A 23788-nucleotide genomic window follows, 5' to 3' on the forward strand; every position below is an offset into this window, starting at 1 on the left:
GTGTCACTATGAGTTCGCTTTATCAGTCAATGGTTGCCGTTATTGAGCAGTCGATTACCCCGCTGGCTGGGCGTCTGGGGCAACAGAAGTATGTCATCGCGATCCGTGACGGTTTTACCGCCGCGCTGCCGTTTATGATCATCGGCTCATTTATGCTGGTTTTTATTTTTCCGCCATTTTCTGCCGAAACGACCAATAGTTTTGCTCGCGGCTGGCTGGATTTCTCCCAGACGTATCGGGAGCAACTTATGCTGCCGTTTAACCTCAGCATGGGCGTCATGACTTTTTTTATCTCGGTGGGCATTGGTGCCAGCCTGGGACGTCAGTTTAATCTTGATCCGGTGATGTCCGGACTGCTGGCCTTTATGGCTTTTTTACTGGTTGCGGCACCTTACGCCGACGGTAAAATCTCTACGCAATACCTTTCTGGTCAGGGGATCTTTACGGCGCTTATTACCGCCATTTACTCGACGCGCGTATATGCCTGGCTTAAGCAGCACAACGTCACTATTCGCCTGCCAAAAGAAGTGCCGACCGGTGTAGCGCGATCGTTTGAAATTCTGATCCCGGTGCTGGTGGTTATTGCCACTCTACATCCGCTGAATCTGCTGATTGAAGCCAAAACCGGCATGATTATTCCGCAGGCCATCATGCATGTGCTGGAGCCGCTGGTTTCCGCCTCTGATTCTCTGCCTGCTATTCTGCTGTCGGTTCTGCTGTGCCAGATTTTCTGGTTTGCCGGCATCCACGGTTCACTCATTGTTACCGGCATTATGAACCCGTTCTGGATGGCGAACCTGTCAGCTAACCAGGCAGCGCTGGCGGCAGGCGCGGCTCTGCCACACGTTTATCTGCAAGGCTTCTGGGATCACTACCTGCTTATTGGCGGCGTAGGCTCTACCCTGCCACTGGCTTTCCTGCTGCTGCGTAGCCGTGCCACGCATCTGCGTACAATCGGTAAAATGGGTATCGTGCCGAGCTTCTTTAACATCAACGAGCCTATTTTGTTCGGCGCACCAATCATCATGAACCCGATGCTGTTTATTCCGTTTGTCTGCGTCCCGCTGATCAACGCCGTACTGGCCTATGGCGCAACACGTATGGGCTGGCTGGAACAGGTCGTTTCGCTCACGCCGTGGACCACGCCTGCGCCCATTGGGGCTTCGTGGGCAGCAAACTGGGCGCTCAGTCCGGTCATTATGTGCTTCATTTGTATGGCCATGTCCGCGCTAATGTATTTACCTTTTCTGCGCGCCTATGAACGTTCGTTGATGAAAACTGAAGAACAAAAAGCGCAAAGCACCGTACATGCTGCTGAAACTGTCAGCAGTAATTAAGAGTGAGGGCAATGCTTTCACGCTGAATGCTCTATTTCCGTGGCGAAAGCTGTCCGTTTTTATTATTTCGCAGCGCATCTTTTAAAATGCGTGTAATAAAGAGAGAAAAATTATGATCGTATTAGAAGACGCCGTAATGGAAATTATCGTCAACGCAGGTCAGTCGCGCAGCCTGTGCTTCGAAGCGCTACAGGCGGCGCGCGATGGCAATTTTAACGAGGCCAATAGTCTGCTACGCGAAGCGGACGGCTACGCGCGCGATGCGCATAAAATGCAGACCAGACTCATTGAACAGGATGCCGGAGAAGCCCGGCAGCCTATGACATTAATAATGGTGCACGCGCAGGATCATTTAATGAACTCTTTATTAGCACGTGAACTGGCAGGCGAAATTATTCATCTTTATCAACGTTAGCCTCTGATAGTTAACTTCTGGAGTGGAGTCTTTATTACGATAGTATTTAATTAACCTGTATCCGACAATAAATTAAAATCCACTTGTTTTGGTGATAGCGGCTTATTCAGTCAAACCAGAACGGGATGGTTATTATCTAAATAATAGTTAATTACATTGAGATAACCATGAAAACCTTACAAAAACTTCCATTAACTCTGGCGGTTATCGCCGCCCTGTGCCCTGTTTCCGTCCTTGCGCAGGAATTTACGCAAGAACAACTCGACGCTATTGTGGCAAAAGCGGTCGATAAAGCGCTTGCTGAACGTCAGGCAAAAATGGATGCTGCCGTGGTGAAGAAAGCGGATGTGGTGAACGAACCACAAAGCGCAGCGCAAAGCCCGGATATGGCCATTCCATTCGGCGTGAAATTCAGCGGCTACGCGCGCTATGGCGCACATTTTAAAGCCGGCGATCAGAAATATGTCGGGGTAGACGGCTCCTATAATGGCGCGTCAGCGATTGGTCGTCTGGGTAACGAAGGCAACGGTGGCGAGTTTCAGCTTTCAAAAGCGTTTAAAAGTGATGCCGGAGCAATCTGGGACGTCAATGTGATGTTCGATCACTGGGGCGATGAAGTTAACCTCAAAAAAGCCTATGCGGGCGTGACGAATGTGCTGGCATCCAATCCGGATGCCTATCTGTGGGCCGGTCGTGATTTTCATCAGCGACCACAGCAGGGTATCAATGACTACTTCTGGATGAACCATGATGGACAGGGTGCCGGGGTGAAAAACTTCGATATCGGCGGCGTGAAGTTTGATGTCGCGGCGGTTGCCGCCGTCGAATCCTGTAGCCCGGAGGTGATGGAAGATGAAGCCAACCCATCGCGTATTACCTGTACCGGCGGTTCGGGCACCGGCGATAAAGGGAACTATGCTCTGACCTCTAAAATTCATGGCATGAACGTTGGTCCGCTGGATCTGGAGCTGTATGCCAACTACGGATTTGACTCGAAAGAAGTCGATAGCGATGAGCGAATGAAAGCCTGGCAGGGTGGCGTCGTGCTCAGTCACACTAATGACAGCGGCGTAAACAAAGTTATCGCACGCTACTCGGATAACTCGGATAACAGCGTTTACAGCAAAACGGACGATCTGACCGCGATTTACGCCAGCTTTGAGGGAAGCCATAAATTCACTCAGCAGGCGCAGATAGAATATCTGTTAGCGTTCCATGACTATGACAATAGCAAAGACAGCAGCGATAATCGCAAAAACTACGGGGCCATTGTCCGTCCGATGTACTTCTGGAACGACGTGCACTCCACCTGGCTGGAAGCCGGCTATCAACGTGTTGATTATGACGAAGGCGGGGATAATAAGGGCTGGAAAGTCACGCTTTCGCAAAACATCTCCATCGCAATGGGACCAGAATTCCGTCCGATGCTGCGTTTCTACGTGACCGGGGGTGAAGTCGATAACAAACGTACCGCGCGGATAAACGGCATCGACGACGGTACGCTTGACGACTTTAACGTTGGCGCAATGTGGGAAGCATGGTTCTGATAAACGGCGGGAGGCCTTTATCGGCCTCCCGCGTCATTAATTCGCATTACCCTTTACGCGAACTTTCGCTGCCACCAGAAGCGCCGTCAGCAGCATCAGGCTACCGGAGAGCACCAGCGGCGACAGCAAACCAAGGTTATCGAGTGCGTAACCACCGATGGCCGCGCCGCAGGTATTGGCAAGCTGGATCACCGCCACCTGGATCGATCCGGCTTTTTCTGCCTGATCGGAAAGCGTGCGGGTGATCCACGTCGACCAGCCGACCGGGATCAGCGCGAAGGCCAGACCCCAGACAATCGCGACCGTTGATGCGACGACTTTATCGGTTCCCCATAGCATTAATACCAGCGCACTGAGCGCAATCACCAGCGGGGCGCAGGCAAGTGCCACTTTCACCGAGCGTCTTAAAATTGCAGCAGAAAATGAGGTGCCGACAAAGCTGGCAATGCCAAAACTCAGCAGCACCAGCGTCAGGCCATCAACATCAAACCCGGCCAGGCTAGTGAAAATAGGCCGAATATAGGTAAAAAACGCAAACTGTCCGGCAAAAGACATAAAGATGGCGATCATCCCTGCCAGCACGCCAGGACGTTTCAGCAGGCCGAACATATTTTCATGATGTTCAGTCTCGCCGGGCAGCGACGGCAGCGTTTTCCATACCCAGAAAATGCAGACAGCCCCCATGATGGCCGCCCCGTTAAACACATTACGCCAGCCAATGATCCCGCCGAGGAAACTGCCCAGCGGTGCGGCAATCACCAGCGCGATAGACACGGCACCAAAAATAATCGACAGCGCTTTCGGTACGGTACGCGCCGGAACCAGTCGCATGGTAAGCGAGGCCGACATTGCCCAGAACCCTCCGAGCGCCAGGCCCAGACAGGCTCGCCCGAGCAGCAGCAGGGTAAAATTATTGGCAAACGAGACCAACAGGCATGACAGGGTCAGCAGCACGGCAAACAGAATCACCACATAGCGGCGATCGATCGAGCGAATCGTCTGGGTAATGAACAGGCTGGAAAACATCGCCACAAAGGCAGTCACCGTAACGGACTGTCCCGCCAGCCCTTCAGAAACGCCGAGGTCTTCGGCCATCGGGGTCAGCAAACTGACGGGTAAAAATTCAACGGTAATCAGACAGGCGACGCAAAATGCCACGGCAAAGACCGCAGCCCAATTTGGACGACGGGCGTCACCGTAGGGGGTTTTAGATGTATGTTCACTCATTAATGCTACCTGGCGTATTTTTAGCGTACAGCCGCACAGTTTAACATTTTAAATGTGATCTACTTAACGTTTCGGCAACTATTGACCCATCAATGCAGCCAGTAAACGCCCTCTTCTGGCATAAATAATGCGTTGTAACGTACCTGAAATGCGGTTAATTCATAGAGTTCAGGCTCCATCTCGCGCAAAAACCCCTGCGCCAGACGGATCTGCGCGTCGGTGATGGGCGCAGCCAGGCGGGCTTTTTGCAGTACGCGATGCCAGCGCAGCAAATTTTGCTCTCCACCATCGACTATCGATACCTGCCAGATAAGCAGTACCTGCGCGGCATTCAACAGGTGCGATTCATCCGGGCGCTCAAGATACTGTAAAAATGCCTGCCCCGACGTTTTACCCATCTGATCGATCATCGATTCTACCGGCTCCGGCGTCAGACCCAGCCGCTCGCTCAGTCGACGGATCGCCCGTCGGGACCCCGAGGTTAACACCCGAAATCCCACAATAAAAACCACTACCAGCGTCGCCAGCATTATCCAAATCATGCGTATCTCGCTTTATATCCTCAAATGTAACGCCGTCGTGCAATTGCTTTTCATAATACAGCAGGTGAATAAAATTGTTTGCCCCATTAATGGGGCAAATTGCGACGGGATGAGGATAACGGCGGCTGATGTCGCAGAATAGCCCGGTCAGCGGAGTGCTGCCGGGCGTCCAGGCTCAGGCAATACCGGTTGTGACGGTGAACGTCCGGGTCTGCTGCGGATCAAGCTGGAGTAACGTGTCGTTTTTTTGGGCGGCAAGGAAGCCTTCCGGACGACAGGTGGCGGGAAGCGCAAAGGCGGCAACCTGCTGATCCCCATTATATAAAATCCAGCGGGTGACATAATTCAGCTCCGCGCTGGCAAAGCGAGTCACGAACGTCGTGCCATCCGGCGTCGTCATGCTGAATTCCGGCGTATCCGTCCAGGTATCCAGTTTATCGGCAAAAAAGACAATTTCTGGATCGTACTCGTGCGGCTGATTAAGTGTTTCCAGCGAGGCTTCGCCCTGCAAAATACGCTGATTAAACGCCAGCCACTGCCCGGTGGGTTTGACATGTGCAGGGACAGACTCCCGCAGCTTCAGCGCCTCGTCCGGGATATTCTGGCTAAACGTCGCCTGCGGAACATACGCATAATTCATATGGCACATGTACTGTAACGGCATGGCCACCGACGCCAGGTTGGTCACCGACATACGGATATCGAACAGCGCGCTATTTTTATGCACCACGACTGACGGCTGCGCCTGATAATGATGACCGAATCCCATCACATATTCATAGCGTCCCCCAATACGCAGGCTTTCCCCTTCAAGCTCCAGCCACGCCTCATCCATCTGCGCGCAGGCCATTTCACCGTGCAGCGGGTGTGTGTCTTCTGGCGACGGACAGCCATTGGCCAGCAGGCCGGAATGAAATGCGAAGCAGCCGTAGGTTTCAACCACCTCGCGGGCCGGTTTGGGCTGGCTGAACATGTTACGCATGGTCAGATCGTGGCCATCAAACTCGGCATCCCAAATCATCTGCCCCAGCCAGGGCAAAATGACCAGATGACCGCGGGTGTTGGCCACCCGCAGGCCTTCAACACCGCTGGCATAGCGGAACGCGGTGACGGTAAAGTCGGCGTTTTCCAGCAGGACACGCGGTTGTTCAGCGAACAGTTCGCGCCAAAGCGTCAGATGTGTCGTCATTCGTTTCTCCTCAGGAAGCCGTTGCTTCAGTCAGGCTGCGGCGCACTTTGCTCTCGCGCCAGAAGTAGACGCCAACATAAACAAAGCACAGCATTGAGACCAGGAAGGACAGTTGCAGCGAGTGGAATAAATCTGCTACGTAGCCCTGAAGCGCGGGAACCACGGCCGCACCGACAATCGCCATCACAATAACGGCTCCGGCCATTTCCGTATGCTCGTTATCCACGGTATCCAGCGTACCGGCATAAATGGTTGCCCAGCACGGCCCAAACAGTACGCTGACCAGCACCGCAACCCATACCGCACTAAAGCCCGGTACCAGCGCGACATACGCCAGGAACAGCGCGCCGACGACCGAATAGAGCACCAGCACCTTTTCTGGATTAAACCGGGTCATCAAAATGTTGGCGATAAACTTACCGATAAAGAAACAAATGAAGCTGTAAACCATGAAGGTTGAGGCATCACGCTCGTTAATATCGCCAAGTTCCAGCGCCAGACGGATAGTAAAGGACCATACGGCGACCTGCATACCGACATACAGGAACTGCGCCAGAATGCCGCGGCGGAAGCGGGCATTACTCGCCAGGTAACGCAGCGTTTCTGCGGCTGAAGGACGTTTATGATTAACGGTTTGCGCCACTTTACAGGTCGGGAAACGGGTGAGCAGGAACAGCACCATCACCACAACCAGCACCATAATCATGTACTTATAAGGCTCCAGCGTGTTTTCCAGCATCAGCACTTTAAAATCGTGGATCTGTTCGGCATTCATGCCCGCCATCTGTTTTTCAAGGCTCTCGCCTTCGGAGAAAACCAGATATTTTCCCAGCAGAATGCCCGCGACAGCACCCACCGGATAAAAGGTCTGACTAATGTTCAGGCGCAGCGTGGCGTGTGATTTCGGGCCGATCATGGAGCTGTACGTATTCGCTGCCGTCTCCAGAAAGCTCAGCCCGATAGCAATTGCAAAGATGGCCGCCAGGAACATGGTGTAGGTAGCCATATGCGAGGCGGGGAAAAATAACGTGCAGCCGACGATATACAGCGTCAGCCCCGTCATTATCGCAACCTTATAACTGGTTTTCTTAATCACCAGCGAGGCCGGGATCGCAATTAAAAAATAACCGCCGTAGAACGCGCTTTGCACCAGCGCGGAGGCAAAGTTACTTAATGAAAATACGCTTTTAAACTGCGTGATTAATATATCGTTTAGCGCAGCCGCGCACCCCCATAGTGGGAACAGGCAGGATAACAAAATAAACTGGAACAGAGGTGTTTTATTCAGATACCCGTCGGGCATCTGAACGATATTTTTATCGTTCATAGTGCTACCTTTTACTGTGTAGGGTTATTATTCGTTTAAGGCCAGGAACTCATTGAATTGCTCAATGCTGGGATATGAGGATTGCGTCCCTTTGCCGGTGACGCTAAAGGCAGCAAAAAGTGAGGCTTTTTTCATGGCGGCTTCAACATCGCCGCTCTGGACATAATAATGGGCAAAACAACCGATAAAGGCATCGCCTGCTCCGCTGGTATCAATCGCATTCACTTTATAAGACGGTACGTGCACATCGCGATCGCGGGTCATCCACAACGACCCTTTTTCACCCATCGTCACGATAATATTATTCAGCCCTTTCTCTACCAGGCTACGGGCCGCGACGCGAATATTATCGAGGGAATCCACCGGCATTCCGGTCAAAATTTCCAGTTCAGTTTCATTAGGGACAAAGAAATCACATTTGCAGGCATACGCCATGTCCAGTTCGCGTAATGCCGGAGCCGGATTTAATAACACTTTTATGCCGTGCTTTTTGCCAAATTCAATAGCGTGATAAACCGTTTCCAGCTGGACCTCCAGCTGCAATACGATGAGCTGGCACTTCTTCAAATCCTCTGCCGCCCGATCGATATCTTCCGGAGAGAGGAATTTGTTCGCGCCTTTAATGATCAGAATGCTGTTGCTGGAGTTTGGATTAACGAAGATCGGCGCAACGCCACTGCTGGTGCAGGGCACTTTTTCTACATAGGTAGTGTTAATTCCCCAGGATTCGAGGTTACGAATCGTGTTATCGGCGAAGATATCATCGCCCACTTTTGTCAGCATCAGCACTTTTGAATTGAGTTTGGCTGCTGCCACGGCCTGATTAGCCCCTTTGCCACCGCAGCCAATTTTAAATGCTGGCGCTTCCAGCGTTTCGCCCTCTTTTGGCATCTGGTGAGTGTAGGTGATCAAATCCACCATATTTGAGCCGATAACCGCGATATCCATTTTACTACCTCTCAGAAACAATCACATAACAATGATATTATCGTAACATTATCATGTTATTTTAGTATCATTTGTGACTACGATCGCGATTACACAATCATCTTGTTGTTTATATACTGAGCATAAAAAAGCGGTTATTAGCAAAAAGGTGGTGCGTACTTCGCCATAATTTATTGATAATTTTATAATTAATCGCATAAAAACGAGAGTTGATGGGCTTTTCTTTCCCGGTGACACGCAGTATAGTAATGCACCGTCGCCATGTTCCTGACGACATCAAAAATGTTACTATAGAAACATTAACAGCAGGATGATGAGAGGGAAAATGGAGACTAAGCAGAAAGAACGTATCCGCCGCCTGATGGAATTATTGAAAAAAACCGATCGTATCCATCTCAAAGACGCTGCGCGGATGCTCGAAGTCTCCGTCATGACCATCCGTCGTGATTTCAGTCAGGAAGAGAGCGAACCGCTGCCGCTGACTCTGCTGGGCGGCTATATTGTTATGGTCAATAAACCAGTCCAGTCAGTTCCTCAGCCACCTGCTCTCACACCACATCATCAGAGCGATTTGCCCGTGGCTATTCTGGCTGCCGGCCTGGTCAGTGAAAACGATCTGGTTTTTTTTGATAATGGCCCGGAGATGCCGCTGGTCATTAGTATGATCCCGGACGACATCACCTTTACCGGCATTTGTTATTCGCATCGGGTCTTTATGGCTCTGAATGAAAAGCCTGGCGCGACGGCTATTCTTTGTGGTGGCACCTATCGGGCAAAAAGCGATGCTTTTTATGATACCAACCATCCATCACCGCTGGACTCGCTCAATCCGCGTAAAGTGTTTATTTCTGCCAGCGGCATCCATGAGCATTTTGGTGTGACCTGGTTTAACCCGGACGATCTGGCGACCAAGCGTAAAGCCATGGAGCACGGTCTGCGGAAAATCCTTCTGGCGCGACACGCGCTATTTGATGAAGTTGCGCCTGCCAACATGGGGCCGTTATCGGCCTTTGATGTGCTAATCAGCGATCGGGCGCTGCCCGCGGATTATGCGGCTCACTGTCGGAATGGTTTTGTGAAGGTGATTACGCCTGAATCTGAGGGTGAGTAAACGTCAGGAAAGGCTGAAGGCCGGGACCTGGCTGATACGTGTATCCGTACTATCCAGATCAAAGATAGTGACTTTATCGCTTGCCGAGAACAGGGCAAAAGAATCGCGGATATCCGGTCGGATCAGTGAGGTTTGTAGAAGCGTAAGGTGGACGTTATCCAGCTTCATAACGTTAAGCTGGCAGGTGCTGGCAAAGCCAAAAACGTTTACCCTTTCATAGGCAGAGGATAACTGGCAGATATAGTCTTCTGAAATCGAATTTAGCACAATCTCTTTCATGCCAAATAGCTGACTACTTTTCTCACGTGGATGCCTGAGGTAAACAAACGATTGCGCTGGCGTAGCGATACACTTTATTTTATCGATCAGCGCGGCAAGGTTGTTATCGTTTTTATGCGACAGAATATCTTTAAACTTGGAGCCGACAAAAACGTTAATTTCACCCTTCCGATTGAGGTTAGTGTTTACCCCATTTGGCGCTGAGGTATTATCTGTAAGAATATCGATGTAAACGACTTCACAATTTACATTCATATTCTTATTTTCGTTTTTTACTATCGAATAATGAAGCTCACTTTTTTCGGCTATCTCTCTGATACTATAAGATTTACCTAACCATAGTCGCGCCAGTTTACGACCTAATCCTTTTCTCAGCTTTATTTTTCGCTCAAGATAGCCCACGGAGTTTATACTTAAAATACCGTCATCAAAAGTTCTTATTCCGACATCTTTAGGCAGCATTTTTAAAATATACTGAACAGAAAGATGACTGATATTTGCCATATAAACATAGCGAATATTTTTATGCTTAAGGGAGTTTCTTATTTTAAGCATATTTAAGAAACCATAGTCCATACTGGCAACTAATCCGGAATCAAAGTTCCGATTAATTTCCTCATAGATATAAGGTTTTAGCTCTACTCTCGTTTTGAGATAGATGATATGGAAGCGTGCATTAGCATATCGTGCTTTAATTTGTGATACGATCCTGAGCTGAAGTGGAGAGCAAACAATAAAAAAATGTTCAACAATTTTCATTACTTACCCACTCTAATCACTTCAACTCGACCAATGATACCATTGCAGCATGATATCGTAAAGAAGGTACAACTAATACATCACAGAGATAACAATTAGCAATCTTTAGCAGTGTTCGGAAACAGAATGTTTTTTTAATTGACTCCTTAAAAACGGTGGAAGTGGAATAAGAGAACACGTAATAGATGAATGTTATGATAGCGTGTAATTGATTGGGAAAATAATGGACCCGTAAAACCGGACGATCTTTCCTTCGCCCGGTTAACGCGATTATTCAAAAAATACGGCGATTTTCGTGAACATGGAAGGGTCGGACTGACTACGGCTGATTTTGACTACATCTTCCAGTTTATCGACCTGGCTTATCATTTGCTCCAGCCGCCAGTCATCGTTTACCAGTAGCCATATTCGGCTGAGATCGCTGTTCTGTAGCGGTAGACAGAGAATACCTTCGACGTTGAATGCACGACGGGCAAACAGGCCACAGACGTGAGTCATGACGCCAGGGTGGTTGCGCACGGTAAGTTCCAGAATCACGTTTTCGCGAGTCGCTTGTTGCATGGCTTATTCTCCCACCATTTCTGTATTTGCCGCACCTGGCGGAACCATAGGATACACTTTTTCACTGGCATCAATACGTACGTGGATCAGCGCCGGTCCCGGACGATCAATAATTGCCCGCAGCGCCGCATGCGGATCGCTTTGCGCATTCAGATCGCAGGTTTGCAGACCGAATCCGGCTGCAATCTGCACAAAGTTAACGGTGCCCGGATAGGTCGCGGCAAAGACGCCCTGCGTGTAGAACAGACTCTGCTGTTGATGCACCAGTCCCAGCGCCTCGTTGTTCATGAGAATAATTTTAACATCCAGATTATTTTCGGCTGCGGTAGCCATCTCCTGAATATTCATCATCAGACTGCCATCGCCGGAAAAGCACAGCACTTTACGTTCGGGATTGGCCAGCGCAGCACCAATAGCGGCAGGCAGACCAAAGCCCATGGTCCCCAGTCCACCTGATGTCAGCCACTGACGCGGCCGATTCAGCGGATAAGCCTGAGCAGTCCACATTTGATGCTGCCCTACGTCGGTGGTAATAATCGCGCTGTCGTCAACGCAGGCCGCGACAGCATTGATCAGACCATAATGGCTAAGCGGATCGCCTGCCTGCGGGATGGTTCCGGGGAATTCCCGCTGTAAGTCCGCCACCAGCGTGCTCCATGTTTCACGCGGCTGAGGTTCGATATGGGGAATAAGCCGGGTCAGCACTTCACCCACATCGGCCTGAATCGCGACGTGCGGCTGTTTGATTTTTCCCAGCTCCGCACGGTCAATATCAATATGGATAATCTTCGCATTTGGGCAAAACTCAGCCGTTTTACCGATCGCCCGGTCATCAAAACGGGCACCGAGAACGATCAGCAAATCGGCTTCCTGCAAGATGAAATTGGTGCTGCGAACACCGTGCATTCCTAACATGCCGAGCGAAAGCGGATGCGACTTTGGTAATACGCCCAGAGCCAGAAGCGTCATGGTCGTCGGCAGGTTGGCTTTTTCTGCCAGCTGACGCACCTGCGCCGAGGCGTTAATCGTCCCGCCGCCCAGATACAGTACCGGACGTTTAGCGGCATTAATCATCGTCGCAGCCGCCAGAATATCCTGCATCTCAAAAGCCGGGGCAGGTGCGCGACCGCCCGGCTCGGGCAATTCATCGATCTCGATTTCAGCGGTCTGTACATCCTTAGGAATGTCTATCCACACCGGGCCAGGCCGTCCGGACTGCGCGATACGAAAAGCGTCGCTAATGACCTGCGGCAGTTCAGCGATATTGCGTACTAAGTAGTTGTGTTTGGTGATGGGGATAGAAATACCGTAGGTATCAACTTCCTGAAAAGCGTCCGTACCAATCATAGAGGCGGGCACCTGGCCGGGAATACAGACCAGCGGGATCGAGTCGAGGCGGGGGGCGGCAATCGCCGTGACCAGATTGGTTGCTCCCGGACCGCTACAGGCAATACAGACGGCAGGTGTACCCTGAGTACGCGCCATCCCCTGCGCAATAAATCCCGCACCCTGCTCATGGCGCGCCAGTACATGGCGAATCGTCTTGCTTTGGCTCAGGGCGTCATAAAGCGGGAGCACGGTGCCGCCTGGGATCCCCGTCACCGTGGTGATGCCCTGACGTTCCAGTAAATGAACAATCAATTGCGCGCCAGTGTAGCGCGAGGTCTGCGATATTGTGCCCGAACGTGCCATGCTCCAGTCCTTTTATTCTGGGCCGACGTTCCGGGAGGGCTTAAACGAAAAACCCCGCCCGGTTTGCGCCGGCGGGGTTTTGGAATCGTGTGTTCCGGACCCTACGGCGCATTGCCGACGACCACCACCACACGCACGACGACAGCCGCAGCGGGTAGCGCGGTTGTTAGTAGCATCGTGTTCAGCATGGAAGAGTTCATTAGGGACCTGATTACTTATGAATTGCGTGGTTTCATACAAACACAGGAATCCATCCGGGACAATCGCTTTTTGCGTATCACGGTGAAATTGGGTTATCGATCACATTTTCGTTACAAAATTGTAAAAAACAAAAAACCCCGCCGGAGCGAGGTTTTTTCAGGGTTTTACGGGTGGTAGCCGTAAAGCACACTGTGTTACGTCAACGCGAAAAGTATACGCGATCTCGCGAGAGCGCGCAATTTTCAGTCTCTTTTTTGACCCGTTGAGTATGGATCAGCGGTCTTTTTTTGTCCATAAAATACTGTTCATAAATACAGTATCTATCTATAATGGTTATGTTCACGGTGTGAGAATCGGGGGCCGCTCTATAACGGCGCGATAGATGTCCTGGCTGAAACGGGTGGTGCCGTCAGTGCCTTAACCCCGAAAGAGCACACTGTGTTACGCCAACAATACGGCTGGCAACAGGCGGCGGAAAGGTACGCCAGTCGGTCGTGCTCCTTTAGCCAAAGGAGAAGCGTATGGGCCAAATGGATATGATCATTCTTATCCTGAAACTCATTGTTGCCTTGTTGCAACTGCTTGATGCCGTCCTGAAATACTTCCGGTAAATCAGGTTCAAGTCGCACCTGGGAGGGGCGGGGAACCGCCCCTCTCTCATAAATGGCAGCTGGTTTTACTCTGCACTGTTATGTTACTTTTTTGTGACAAACCACTATAACTAATAACCATGACCCTTACCGTTTTCGGTGTTTTACTGTTTGCCGCGCTGTTGCACGCGAGCTGGAATGCCATCGTTAAAGCAGGCAGTAACAAACTGTACTCTGCTATCAGTGTTAGCGGTTCAGCAGCGCTTATCGCCCTGATTTTACTGCCCTTCTCTGCGCAGCCAACGCTAGCCAGCGTACCTTACCTGATCGCATCCTGTATGCTCCAGGTGGTGTATACCGTGCTGGTCGCGAAAACGTATCAAATCTCCGATATGAGTCAAACCTATCCACTAATGCGCGGTACCGCACCGCTGCTGGTGGCATTGGTGAGCGTGACGATACTGGGTGAATCGCTTTCTGACATGGCCTGGACCGGGATCGGCGTCATCTGCCTCGCCATTCTGGCCATGGCCTTTAACGGTCGCTTTCATTTGCAAAAAGGGGTTTATTTCGCCCTTCTTAACGCCTGTTTTATTGCGGGTTATACGCTGGTTGATGGCCATGGCGTTCGCGTCTCCGGTACGGCTCTGGGTTATACGCTATGGACGTTTTTTATGAATGGAGCCTGCCTGCTGGCCTGGGCCATGTTGGTACGCCGCCACGACGTCACGCGCTACCTGATACAAAACTGGAAAAAAGGTATTCCCGGCGGGATTGGGACAATGGGATCTTACGGCCTCGCGCTCTGGGCAATGACGCAGGCACCGCTGGCGGTGGTCGCTGCCCTGCGGGAAACATCGATTTTGTTTGGCGCGCTTATTGCCGCTCTTTTTTTGAAGGAGCGGGTAACGCCGCTACGTATGCTGGCCGCCTGTGGGATCGCGGCGGGAGCCATTTTATTAAGAATGGCGTAACAATTAGCTGAGCATTGCCATGAGTTCTCCCGGTGAACGATGCTGTTTAATTAGATCGCGCATTACCCGCATATACGGCGCGCTATATGTAAAAAACCGACGATAGCCACTGCATAAGATGGGATCGTTGATTGTGCTGCATCCCATACAAAACCGCCGCTGCTCACAGCAAAAGCACTTTGCAAAAGCCATTTCAGGTGCAACGGCGACTGACGAGATACCCCGCCAGATGCTCAGCGTGGAATCAAACAGTGAAACCGATATCCGATCAATATCCTCTCTTACCCACAGATCAAAAACCGCGCTTAAAAAGTTTCCCCATACCTCACCCGTCAACGATTCTGCGCTAAGTTTTCCCTGTGCATCGCGTATCACCACGGGCAGAAAATCAATATCGGTCAGGCATAGCGATTGTAGATAACGATAGGCTTGCTGCGGATGCCGACCGATAGCTAAATCGATCTGCATCTTTTTTTGTCCGGTGCGCCCGGGCGCAAAGGTAGCATCGTCCCTGCCAGGGTATTCCATCATAAGAATTCCTGTATCAATATTATGAGCTGTCTTATATGAGTAATAGCAAACAACAATGCGAGGGACAGGACCGCGAGGGAGATCAAAAATTTGTCACGAACTCCTTTTGGCTGAACAAAATCATTATGTTCAACATCCATTAGTCCGCGACTGCGGGTATAGCGCCATAGCAGCGTCGCGGCCACAATCAGTATGCCGATAGAGATCCAGAATAATGCTCCCGCCTGATGCCAGTGGTGTTTTACTGCCAGCGCCATCAGAGCGCTATACCCCAGTAACGTGCGAAACCAGGCCAGCGATGTTCGTTCAGGCTGAAGACCCGGATCATGTTGACGGCGATCTTTACGATTACCCGGCATACAGGAGCAACACCATTACAATGACCACGACAAGCAATAAAATTATGCTGATCGCCAGCAGGGCATGGGTGTAGGGCAGGTCCTCTTTTAGCCGCATCGCCTTTTCATTGCGCAGCCAGCGCAGGTAGCCATAAATGGATAAGCCGCCAGCAAACAAACATAATACCAGCGCCAGAAATTCGCGCATGGCAGGCGTGGCAAAGTCAGGGGCAAGCTGATCGAGGCCAATGCCACCCGCCAGGAATCCTAGCGCGGTCCGTATCCACGCTAAAAAGGTACGTTCATTTGCCAGTGAAAAGCGATAGTCCGGCGCCTCTCCAAGGCGAGAAATTTTCATAATGACTCCTGATACGGTTTTATTAATATTAACTGAAGCAATGGATACCCGGTGTAAAAATCGTAATATCAGGTCTGTCAAAGGTAAAGATTGATACCTCACACGTTTAATACCGGTGATACACTTTAGCGCGATATAAAGCAGATGAGGATAAGATATATAATGGCAGTGAGGAACCTATTCAGTTTGTCAGGCATTTTTTTCGGCGTAATCGCGCTGATGATGGGCATTGTCCATTATTCTGTTGGCCCTTTATCATCACCTGAACCCACAATAGAGCACAGGATCCAGAATAAAATCTCCGCCGTCAGACAGGGCATTATCGCCGGGTTAAAAGGAGAAAAAAGCGAAGCCGACAGCGAGATCAAGCGATCGGTTGATGTCGATCGCGTTCTGGATAATATCGGTAGAACACTTGCGATAGCCGCGTTGCTCTGCGCATTTATTGGCGGAATGCGTAAAGAAAATCGATGGGGGATTATGGGCGCGCTATTTTTTGGCGGCGCGACGCTTACCTATCATGTGGCTTTGTTTAGTCTTAGCTTAATATCCGGCATTATTCTTATCCTGATTATTTTTTTCATCCTGAGCCACTTTCTTTGCTGATATGCTCATTATTGTTCAGATAGAGATGGATAAAACAGTGGCTGGATTTCTGACAGATCTACCACAAACCCAGCCACTTCCGCCTGCTTACATCGTGGATGTCTTCACAGCAAAGTTCCGTAACACCTGCGACTATCCGCTGGATTACCGCCTTTGTCGAATGAATACCGCTAACTTATCCCCCAAAACACCACTGCCAGTAACTGCGGCGTAATAATACGCAAGAACATAACCAGCGGATAAACCGTGGCGTAGGACAGCGCGGCTGCACCGCTGGTAGCATGGAGATTGTTGGCAAAGGCCAGCGCGGGTGGATCGGTCATTGAACCGGCCAGCATGCCGCAAATCGTCAAATAATTCATTTTGGCAATAATACGCGCCAGCACACCTGCGGTGATAAGCGGAATGGCGGTAATAAAAATGCCGTACATAATCCAGTTAATACCGTCGCCGTCCACCAGCGTATGGATAAAATCACCGCCGGATTTAAGCCCCACCACCGACAGAAAAAGGACGATACCCAGCTCGCGCAGAGCCAGGTTCGCGCTCGGCGGCATAAACCAGTACAGCTTACCAATAGTGCCAATACGTCCGAGGATCAGCGCCATAATCAGCGGTCCTCCGGCCAGACCCAGTTTTAACGCCACCGGGAAGCCGGGAATAAAGAGCGGAATAGATCCCAGTAATACGCCAAGCCCAATGCCGATAAATACCGGCAGCATTTGTACCTGCTGGAGTTTTTGCTGCGCATTGCCCAGTTCAGCCGCGACGGCGTCAATCGCGGCCTGACGGCCGACCAGATTGAGGATATCGCCAAATTGCAGCGCGGCGCTGTTGCTGGCAACTAATTCGACGCCGGCGCGGTTCAGCCTTGAAATCACCACGTCATAACGCTGTTTAAAATCCAGATCGCGCAGCTTTTTACCCAGTACCTTTTCGTTGGTTACTACTACCCGCTCAACGCAAAGATCGGTACCGTGTGTTGAAAGGGCCGTTTCGACCTCCCGTCCGATGACCAGTTGCGCCGCGTGTAAATCGGCGTGTTTGCCCACCAGGTACAATAAGTCTCCTGTCTGGATCAATGTAGAGGGTGACGGCACCATTAACATCTCACCGCGTTTCAGACGCGAGCAGATTATCTTATCGCTGTTCAGTAACGGAACATCCTGAATGGCCAGATGATGCAGATTAGGGTTTTCAACGCAAAGATTAATCGTGTGCAGGTGTTGATGCCCGCTTCCCACACTGACATCAAATGCCTGCGCTTCAGTCTCAATTTTGATGCGAAAAAACAGGCGAATCAGCCACATAGAAAGGAGTATTCCGCAGATACCGAACGGATAAGCCATCGCATAGCTCATCCCCATCTGATCGATGACATCCCCGGTGACCCCAAGATCGCGCAGCACCTGCTGTCCGGCTCCGAGTGCCGGGGTATTAGTAACGGCCCCGGAGAAGATACCCAGTACCACCGGAAGCGGAATAGCAAAAAGTATATGCAGAAGCGCGGTGACCAGCCCGCCCATGATAACGATCAGAATGGCAAATAGATTTAGCCGTAGCCCGGAAACCCTCAGAGAGGTGAAAAACCCCGGCCCCACCTGAATCCCAATGGTATAGACAAACAGGATCAGGCCAAATTCCTGGATAAAATGCAGCATCGGGCCGCTAAGCGTAACGCCCGCCTGTTCGACAACGTGTCCGACAATAATCCCGCCAAACAAAACGCCACCGATGCCCAGACCCACGCCGCGGATTTTGATGTTGCCAATCCACAGTCCCACCACCGCCACCAGCGCCAGAACGCTAATGGTTAATGCTATATCACTCATCTATTTTCCTTGTGAATAACATTACAGATGAAGTGGATTCTCTCAGAGATAGCGCGGGAGGTTTGGGTGATAGCGCACAAAAAAGGCTCCGCGATGGGAGCCTGCATCTAAAACAAAAGTCGGGTATGCCCGACATAATGCCGGGCACAGGGCAACAATACTTAGCTATTCAGCGCCGGACGCTCACTAATGGCGATACGCTGAGGTGCGATGGCATCCGGAACATTGCGCACAATATCGATGTGCAGCAGGCCGTTGGCGAAGGTCGCCCCGCCGACTTCCATATACTCGGCCAGCGTAAAGGCCAGGCTGAAGGGTTGCATAACCAGCCCCTGATGCAGCCATTTCGGTTCAGATTCCGGTTTAACCGGCGATCCTTTCACGGTCAGGCGCGTGCCTTCAAGCTGAATATCAAGATCGTCCTGGCGGAAACCGGCCAGCGCCAGCGTAATGCGATAGTGGTTATCGTCGCTTTTTTCGATGTTATACGGCGGGAAGGTCTGGCCTTCAGTGGTGTTTTGCAATGCATTTGCCAGTTTATCAAAGCCGATCCACTGACGCAGTAATGGGGATACATCATAGTTACGCATTTTCATTCTCCTTCAAAGAAGCGAGTTAATCTCTGCGGGTCCGTAGACTCGCATATGCTCCCTGACGGCGAGCATGGTTTTTAAGGGGCCGCGTACCGCGACCCGGGAAAATTAGTTGATATCGATACGGCGCGGTTTTTTCGCTTCCGGAACCACACGTTCCAGATCGACATACAACAGGCCATTAACCAGATTGGCACCTTTCACATGGATATTTTCTGCCAGCTGGAATTTGCGCTCGAAGTTGCGCTCGGCAATACCCTGATAAAGGTAGGTCCGCTCTTTCTGTTCGGTGGCGTGAGAGCCTTTAACGATCAGCAGATTGTCCTGCGCGGTGATCTCCAGTTCGCTTTCTGCGAAACCGGCCACGGCAATGGCGATACGATAGTGGTTTTCATCCACCAGCTCGACGTTATACGGAGGGTAGCCGCCATTACTCTGGGTCTGGTTGTTTTCAAGCAGGTTGAACAGTCGATCAAAGCCGATGGCTGAACGATACAGTGGAGAAAGATCAAAGTTACGCATAATAAAAGCTCCTGAAATCAGCGAGAATTTTGGTACTGACCTTCCGTCATGGACAGGTCGCGGTTCCCGGAACACCCCGCAGGCGAGTTCCTCATTGGGCTACATCCTATAGATGGGTGCGAAGAAACTTCTTTCAAGAGTCGGGGTCTGATTTTTTGCACTTTAATGTATAGCGCATACACTGGAACCCATACACAAAACGTTAAAGTGCGATTACCGCCACAGAGCAGCGTTTCCGAACTTTCAATTTTGATTCACGGACGATATAACCCGGATAAGCCATTTTGCAGGGCCATAAAGATGAATAAAATATGATGAATAAAGGTGTTTTCACGCTGGCACTGGTCAGTGGCGTAATATGCTTGTGCAGTTGCTCTAGCGTGATGTCACATACGGGGGGCAAGGAAGGCATCTATCCCGGTACCCGGGCCAGCAGCAATATGCTTGAAAGCAACACCAACTGGGGCACAAAATCGCTGGTACTGCTGGATATGCCTTTTACGGCAGTGGTGGATACCATATTGTTGCCGTGGGATATGTTCCGTACGGACAGCTCAGTAAAATCACGCGTTGAAAAGAGTGAGCAGGCGTCGCTGGCAACCAATTCGGCGATCCCGCCAGCGCAAATGCCCGCACCCTGATTCAGCGTCCGGTTTCAGTCATCCATAATTGACGAAAGCCGGCTACGCTCTCCATCCAGGCAATTCGTTTACCGTCCGGCGAAAAGATCACGGCGTCGGCGGAAGGTGAGTCGCCATGACCTGTAGTCAAAAAGACGATCTCTCCGGTCTGCGCATCGCAGCGGGCGATTTTCTCCTCCAGCACAAACCCCAGCCAGTTTCCTGACGGATGCCAGTTGAAAGCAGACTGAATATCCGTCTTGTTATGCGTTAACTGCCGCGGTTCGCCCCCGTCCGGTGATATCAACCAGAGCTGGATAATGCCTGCCTCATCGCGCATTAAAAAGGCGATAAGGGTCCCCTGCGGATTGGCCCGGACCCAGTGACGTACGGCGATCGCAAGTCCGGGAAAGGGGCGCTGATGCGTGAAAGTAAGGCGACGCTGTACAACGCCTGCCGGTGGCCCGGGTAACGTTTTCTCTGTTCCGCTACTGCTCTGCTGCCAGCCATCCCGCGTTTTCGGCAGTTCGACAATAAACAGTTCAGGCACTTTTTCCCCTGCCGCTGACAGCGTATCGCCGATAAATGCCAGCCGGCTATTACCCACCCAGCCCTCTTCATATGCCCGGTTAATCTCATCGCTGCCCGGCTGGGGCGCTGGCGTGGTCTGGCTTACCAGTACGCTCCAGTAGCTTCCGGCGTGGTTTCTGTGATGCGCGCCCTGCGGGACAACCGGACCATAAGGTACGGCCACGCCGACATTGCGCAGATCCAGCGCCGGATCGCGCTCATGCAGTACGTGATCGTTATAGGTAAAGCTGACAAACTGTCCATTCGGGCTGAACACATGGACATGGGTACCGCCACGCAGCGCGCCGGGCGTATAAGGCGCGTTAATATCCATGGCATCAAGGTTTTCTGCTACGCCGTTTTCGACCATCACACCGCGGCGGTGATGAAAATCATAATGCCATTGCGCATCCGGATTTGCGGGACCATGAATAAAAACATATTTTTCTGCCTGCGGGCTGACGGTCACCACCCCAACATGCGCGCCTGCCGGTGCACGGTAAATAACCTCGACCGCGCCGGTACAGACGTTAACACGCTCAATGGTTTCACCGGTAAACGATGCGCCGGAAGGACGCACATCAAATGCCAGCCACTGGCTATCCGGCGTCCAGGCATGAATATTGGTCAACTGATGATGGCGAGGGGCGAAGGTGAGTTGTTTCATTAAATGGATCCAGCCACATGAAAGAGGCTCAGATTATCGCAAGGTTAGTCACCCTGCCAGCGGGAAGCTATTGCCCCCGACTAGCAGGGGCAATTTTTAACGTCAGAGCAATTACGGAACAGGCGTAACCAGGAGATCACCGGCAAACCAGGCTTCGACGTTCTCCAGTACCAGGCGTGACATCTCCCGACGCGTCTCCCAGGTCGCGCTCGCCATATGTGGCGTGATCACCACATTGTCGCGCTGCTGTAAAGCGTCAGGAACGTCAGGCTCCCGGGCAAACACATCCAGCGCAGCACCAGCGATAGTTTCATTTTCCAGTGCGCTAACCAGTGCATCCTCATCAACCACACTACCGCGCGAAATATTAATTAGCACACCTTCTGCACCCAGTGCTTCCAGTACAGCCTGATTAACCAGCGCTTTCGTCCCCTCGCCACCCGGCGCGCATATCATCAGAAAATCGCTTTTCTGCGCCAGCGTCAGAATATCAGGGACAAACTCCCACGTTAGTCCGTGATTTTCCTGACGATCGCTGTAGAAAATGTCCATATCAAAGGCCGCTGCCCGACGCGCAATGGCCTGTCCGATACGTCCCATTCCCAGAATACCCAGACGCTTACCGGAAACTTTACGCGTCCACTGAAAACCACTTTTATGCCAGCCTGCCTGCTCAATGAATTTTTGTGCGGCCACTATTTTACGTGATGTCGCCAGCATCAATCCCATCGCCAGATCGGCAACATCATCAGTCAATACACCTGGTGTATGGGTGACGGTTGCGCCTGCATCCCGCGCGGCAGCCACATCAACGCCATCATATCCGACGCCAAACACCGCAATTAACTTTAATTCAGGGAATGCAGAGATGAATTCACGTGTCACCACTGCCTCACCGTTAGTAATGATGACCGTAATCTCGCGGGCAATGGCGCTTAATTCCGCATCGGACAAGTGAGCCATATCATATAAATCATAACGCTGGCTCAATTCGGCTGTCAGTGCATCTGGCAGGCCCGCTTGCTTAAGTACTTTCTGTTTCATAGCATATCCAATATCAAGAGAGGCGAGAGACGGTATCATTTGCTACTTTGGACGGGTTGGGGCGAGAAATCAGAATACCGATAATGCCCCCGATAATAAGGGCTACGGCAACAACCAGCAGACCGTAGTGATAACTGTTAGTGGCATCTTTAATTTTGCCGAGCAACGGCGGTAACCCCAGCCCGACAAAGTTGGCAACAGTATTGATAAATGCAATGGATGCCGCCGCCGCTACACCTGCCAGTTTCTCAGTTGTCACGGCCCAGAAGATTGGTGTCAGGGCAAAGTTAAAGCCAACGGTTAATACCAGTAAGCAATAGGCCACCAGAAGATTACTTGAATAAATAGCAATGGCCAGTGAGATCCCGGAAATAATAAGTGGCAGACCTAAATGCAATGAGCGCTCACTGGTTTTATCGGAGTGTCGGCCATTCAGATACATAAATAAACAGGCGGCAATAAACGGAACCGCAGCAAGCAAACTGATAACAATATTGCTTTGCTCGCTGGCCATACTTTTAATAATCAGCGGTAAAAAAAGCGTAATTCCGATCGAGCCAAACGCTTGCAGAAACCACACCAGGCTGAGTAACAGCACGGTTTTATTTTTCAGAGCACTGTACCAGCTATGATTTGCGCCCACCTCTATGCTGGCGTTATCACGTGCCAGCTGTGTCTTCAGCCAGCCTTTCTGTTCGCTTGAAAGCCAGGTCGCATGATCGGGCGTTTGTGGTAGACGCCAGAGAACCAATATGCCTAATACAATAGCGGGAATGCCTTCGATAGCGAACAACCAGCGCCAGCCTGCGATATCTGCAATACCGTGCATGTTAAGGATGGTACCCGAGATGGGTAGTCCGATAATAGAGGCCATCACTGACCCCATATAAAAGAAAGACATTGCGCGAGCACGGTTACTTTTTGGGAACCAGCAGGAAATATAATAAATAATGCCTGGCGTAAATCCAGCTTCTGCCATCCCCAGCAAGAAGCGCATGACGTAGAGTTGCGTCGGCGTCTGAACCAGCGACATTCCAGCGCTGACAATACCCCAGGTGATCATGATTCGGGCAATCCAGACGCGCGCCCCCACTTTGGTCATAATAATATTACTGGGAATTTCAAAAATAATATATGAAATATAGAACATCCCTACCCCAAGACCATACATACTGGCACTCAGGCCTAAATCGGCGTTCATTTGTAGCGCCGCGATAGAAATGTTAGTTTTATCCAAATTAGCCACAAAATAACAGATAATAATAAATGGAATTATCCTGGTATTAAGCTGGCGCATCGTTGTAGAGTACAGATCGGTATTCATTACAGAACCCTCATTCTACTGAACATCGACAAAGGGATGCCCTCCGCCGATAAACAGCCGATGGTTATTAATTATTTTAAAGAG

The 23788-nt window shown here is 50.9% G+C and carries 26 protein-coding genes and 1 other annotated feature; of the genes, 8 read left to right on the plus strand and 18 right to left on the minus strand.

Features of this window, described 5'->3' with window-relative positions; translation table 11 throughout:
• Positions 1 to 8: 8 nt before the first annotated feature.
• The 3 genes from AC791_RS05020 to AC791_RS05030 all read left to right on the plus strand — a co-directional run bounded on the left by AC791_RS05020 (position 9) and on the right by AC791_RS05030 (position 3299).
• Entirely contained in the window at positions 9 to 1337 is a 1329-nt protein-coding gene (locus AC791_RS05020) for a PTS sugar transporter subunit IIC (RefSeq protein ID WP_049839381.1), read from the plus strand.
• A 112-nt stretch (positions 1338 to 1449) separates the two neighbouring features.
• Positions 1450 to 1752, plus strand: coding sequence for a PTS lactose/cellobiose transporter subunit IIA (locus AC791_RS05025; protein WP_199485496.1), 303 nt, complete (start codon positions 1450 to 1452; stop codon positions 1750 to 1752).
• A 167-nt stretch (positions 1753 to 1919) separates the two neighbouring features.
• Complete coding sequence (locus AC791_RS05030) at positions 1920 to 3299, plus strand: carbohydrate porin (RefSeq protein ID WP_049839383.1); 1380 nt, start codon at positions 1920 to 1922, stop codon at positions 3297 to 3299.
• Between the two features lie 36 nt (positions 3300 to 3335).
• Here the strand turns inward: AC791_RS05030 and nepI are convergent, their stop codons facing one another.
• From nepI to rbsK, 5 genes are all read right to left on the minus strand, one after another.
• Positions 3336 to 4526 carry a purine ribonucleoside efflux pump NepI gene (nepI, locus tag AC791_RS05035; protein ID WP_049839384.1) on the minus strand — a complete coding sequence of 397 codons (1191 nt, stop codon included), beginning with the start codon at positions 4524 to 4526 and terminating at the stop codon, positions 3336 to 3338.
• Positions 4527 to 4615: 89 nt separating this feature from the next.
• A complete protein-coding gene (locus AC791_RS05040; RefSeq protein ID WP_049839385.1) occupies positions 4616 to 5068 on the minus strand; it encodes a DUF1198 domain-containing protein in 453 nt (150 codons plus the stop codon).
• Positions 5069 to 5243: 175 nt separating this feature from the next.
• Positions 5244 to 6257 carry an aldose 1-epimerase family protein gene (locus AC791_RS05045; RefSeq protein ID WP_049839386.1) on the minus strand — a complete coding sequence of 338 codons (1014 nt, stop codon included), beginning with the start codon at positions 6255 to 6257 and terminating at the stop codon, positions 5244 to 5246.
• A 10-nt stretch (positions 6258 to 6267) separates the two neighbouring features.
• The gene (fucP, locus tag AC791_RS05050) at positions 6268 to 7584 is read right to left on the minus strand and encodes an L-fucose:H+ symporter permease (protein WP_049839387.1); all 1317 of its coding nucleotides are present in this window, start codon (positions 7582 to 7584) and stop codon (positions 6268 to 6270) included.
• A 27-nt stretch (positions 7585 to 7611) separates the two neighbouring features.
• Positions 7612 to 8532: a ribokinase gene (gene rbsK, locus AC791_RS05055; RefSeq protein WP_049839388.1), complete on the minus strand. Its 921-nt coding sequence runs from the start codon at positions 8530 to 8532 to the stop codon at positions 7612 to 7614.
• A 325-nt stretch (positions 8533 to 8857) separates the two neighbouring features.
• On the opposite strand from rbsK, the gene AC791_RS05060 reads away from it, so the two are divergent.
• Positions 8858 to 9643, plus strand: coding sequence for a DeoR family transcriptional regulator (locus AC791_RS05060; protein ID WP_049839389.1), 786 nt, complete (start codon positions 8858 to 8860; stop codon positions 9641 to 9643).
• Between the two features lie 3 nt (positions 9644 to 9646).
• Here the strand turns inward: AC791_RS05060 and AC791_RS05065 are convergent, their stop codons facing one another.
• The 4 genes from AC791_RS05065 to ivbL all read right to left on the minus strand — a co-directional run bounded on the left by AC791_RS05065 (position 9647) and on the right by ivbL (position 13134).
• Positions 9647 to 10681 carry a glycosyltransferase family 52 gene (locus tag AC791_RS05065; RefSeq protein ID WP_049839390.1) on the minus strand — a complete coding sequence of 345 codons (1035 nt, stop codon included), beginning with the start codon at positions 10679 to 10681 and terminating at the stop codon, positions 9647 to 9649.
• Positions 10682 to 10951: 270 nt separating this feature from the next.
• Positions 10952 to 11242, minus strand: a complete 291-nt coding sequence (ilvN, locus tag AC791_RS05070) for an acetolactate synthase small subunit (RefSeq protein ID WP_049839391.1) — start codon at positions 11240 to 11242, stop codon at positions 10952 to 10954.
• 3 nt (positions 11243 to 11245) lie between these two features.
• A complete protein-coding gene (gene ilvB, locus AC791_RS05075; protein ID WP_049839392.1) occupies positions 11246 to 12934 on the minus strand; it encodes an acetolactate synthase large subunit in 1689 nt (562 codons plus the stop codon).
• A 101-nt stretch (positions 12935 to 13035) separates the two neighbouring features.
• Entirely contained in the window at positions 13036 to 13134 is a 99-nt protein-coding gene (ivbL, locus tag AC791_RS20165; RefSeq protein WP_077264605.1) for an ilvB operon leader peptide IvbL, read from the minus strand.
• 522 nt (positions 13135 to 13656) lie between these two features.
• Here ivbL and tisB point away from each other — a divergent pair.
• Together tisB and AC791_RS05080 are read left to right on the plus strand one after the other, a co-directional pair.
• On the plus strand, positions 13657 to 13746 hold the full coding sequence (gene tisB / locus AC791_RS19570; protein ID WP_072094286.1) for a type I toxin-antitoxin system toxin TisB: 90 nt from the start codon (positions 13657 to 13659) through the stop codon (positions 13744 to 13746).
• 119 nt (positions 13747 to 13865) lie between these two features.
• Positions 13866 to 14699 (plus strand): DMT family transporter, encoded by an 834-nt coding sequence (locus tag AC791_RS05080; protein WP_049839393.1) that lies wholly within the window; start codon positions 13866 to 13868, stop codon positions 14697 to 14699.
• A gap of 3 nt (positions 14700 to 14702) precedes the next feature.
• On the opposite strand, the gene AC791_RS05085 is transcribed toward AC791_RS05080, so the two are convergent.
• Genes AC791_RS05085 through AC791_RS05095 form a run of 3 tightly spaced genes read right to left on the minus strand, consistent with a single transcriptional unit; the run spans position 14703 to position 15926 of the window.
• Complete coding sequence (locus AC791_RS05085; RefSeq protein WP_228136882.1) at positions 14703 to 15230, minus strand: radical SAM protein; 528 nt, start codon at positions 15228 to 15230, stop codon at positions 14703 to 14705.
• The gene (locus AC791_RS05090; RefSeq protein WP_049839394.1) at positions 15227 to 15589 is read right to left on the minus strand and encodes a DUF202 domain-containing protein; all 363 of its coding nucleotides are present in this window, start codon (positions 15587 to 15589) and stop codon (positions 15227 to 15229) included. Before AC791_RS05090 ends, AC791_RS05085 begins: the two co-directional genes overlap by 4 nt.
• Positions 15579 to 15926: a YidH family protein gene (locus AC791_RS05095; protein ID WP_049839395.1), complete on the minus strand. Its 348-nt coding sequence runs from the start codon at positions 15924 to 15926 to the stop codon at positions 15579 to 15581. Before AC791_RS05095 ends, AC791_RS05090 begins: the two co-directional genes overlap by 11 nt.
• Positions 15927 to 16112: 186 nt before the next feature.
• Between AC791_RS05095 and AC791_RS05100 the strand changes: the two genes are divergently transcribed.
• On the plus strand, positions 16113 to 16532 hold the full coding sequence (locus tag AC791_RS05100) for a hypothetical protein (protein WP_416202289.1): 420 nt from the start codon (positions 16113 to 16115) through the stop codon (positions 16530 to 16532).
• A gap of 170 nt (positions 16533 to 16702) precedes the next feature.
• Here the strand turns inward: AC791_RS05100 and AC791_RS05105 are convergent, their stop codons facing one another.
• The 3 genes from AC791_RS05105 to ibpA all read right to left on the minus strand — a co-directional run bounded on the left by AC791_RS05105 (position 16703) and on the right by ibpA (position 19479).
• Complete coding sequence (locus tag AC791_RS05105; RefSeq protein ID WP_049839397.1) at positions 16703 to 18364, minus strand: putative transporter; 1662 nt, start codon at positions 18362 to 18364, stop codon at positions 16703 to 16705.
• 161 nt (positions 18365 to 18525) lie between these two features.
• A complete protein-coding gene (gene ibpB, locus AC791_RS05110; protein ID WP_049839398.1) occupies positions 18526 to 18954 on the minus strand; it encodes a small heat shock chaperone IbpB in 429 nt (142 codons plus the stop codon).
• Between the two features lie 111 nt (positions 18955 to 19065).
• Complete coding sequence (ibpA, locus tag AC791_RS05115; protein ID WP_049839399.1) at positions 19066 to 19479, minus strand: small heat shock chaperone IbpA; 414 nt, start codon at positions 19477 to 19479, stop codon at positions 19066 to 19068.
• Positions 19473 to 19550: a sequence feature (ROSE (Repression Of Heat Shock gene Expression) occurs in the 5'-region of heat shock genes and acts as an RNA thermometer to modulate expression.), on the minus strand. (Overlaps the previous gene by 7 nt.)
• 240 nt (positions 19551 to 19790) lie before the next feature.
• Between ibpA and AC791_RS05120 the strand changes: the two genes are divergently transcribed.
• Positions 19791 to 20120: a YceK/YidQ family lipoprotein gene (locus AC791_RS05120; protein ID WP_049839400.1), complete on the plus strand. Its 330-nt coding sequence runs from the start codon at positions 19791 to 19793 to the stop codon at positions 20118 to 20120.
• Between the two features lies 1 nt (position 20121).
• Here AC791_RS05120 and AC791_RS05125 read toward each other — a convergent pair whose 3' ends face one another.
• The 3 genes from AC791_RS05125 to AC791_RS05135 form a co-directional block, all read right to left on the minus strand.
• The gene (locus AC791_RS05125) at positions 20122 to 21336 is read right to left on the minus strand and encodes a DUF3748 domain-containing protein (protein WP_049839401.1); all 1215 of its coding nucleotides are present in this window, start codon (positions 21334 to 21336) and stop codon (positions 20122 to 20124) included.
• Positions 21337 to 21447: 111 nt separating this feature from the next.
• Positions 21448 to 22380 (minus strand): 2-hydroxyacid dehydrogenase, encoded by a 933-nt coding sequence (locus tag AC791_RS05130; protein WP_049839402.1) that lies wholly within the window; start codon positions 22378 to 22380, stop codon positions 21448 to 21450.
• Between the two features lie 13 nt (positions 22381 to 22393).
• Positions 22394 to 23704 carry an MFS transporter gene (locus AC791_RS05135; protein ID WP_049839403.1) on the minus strand — a complete coding sequence of 437 codons (1311 nt, stop codon included), beginning with the start codon at positions 23702 to 23704 and terminating at the stop codon, positions 22394 to 22396.
• Between the last annotated feature and the right edge of the window lie 84 nt (positions 23705 to 23788).

Source organism: Klebsiella sp. RIT-PI-d, assembly GCF_001187865.1.
GTDB lineage: Bacteria > Pseudomonadota > Gammaproteobacteria > Enterobacterales > Enterobacteriaceae > Superficieibacter.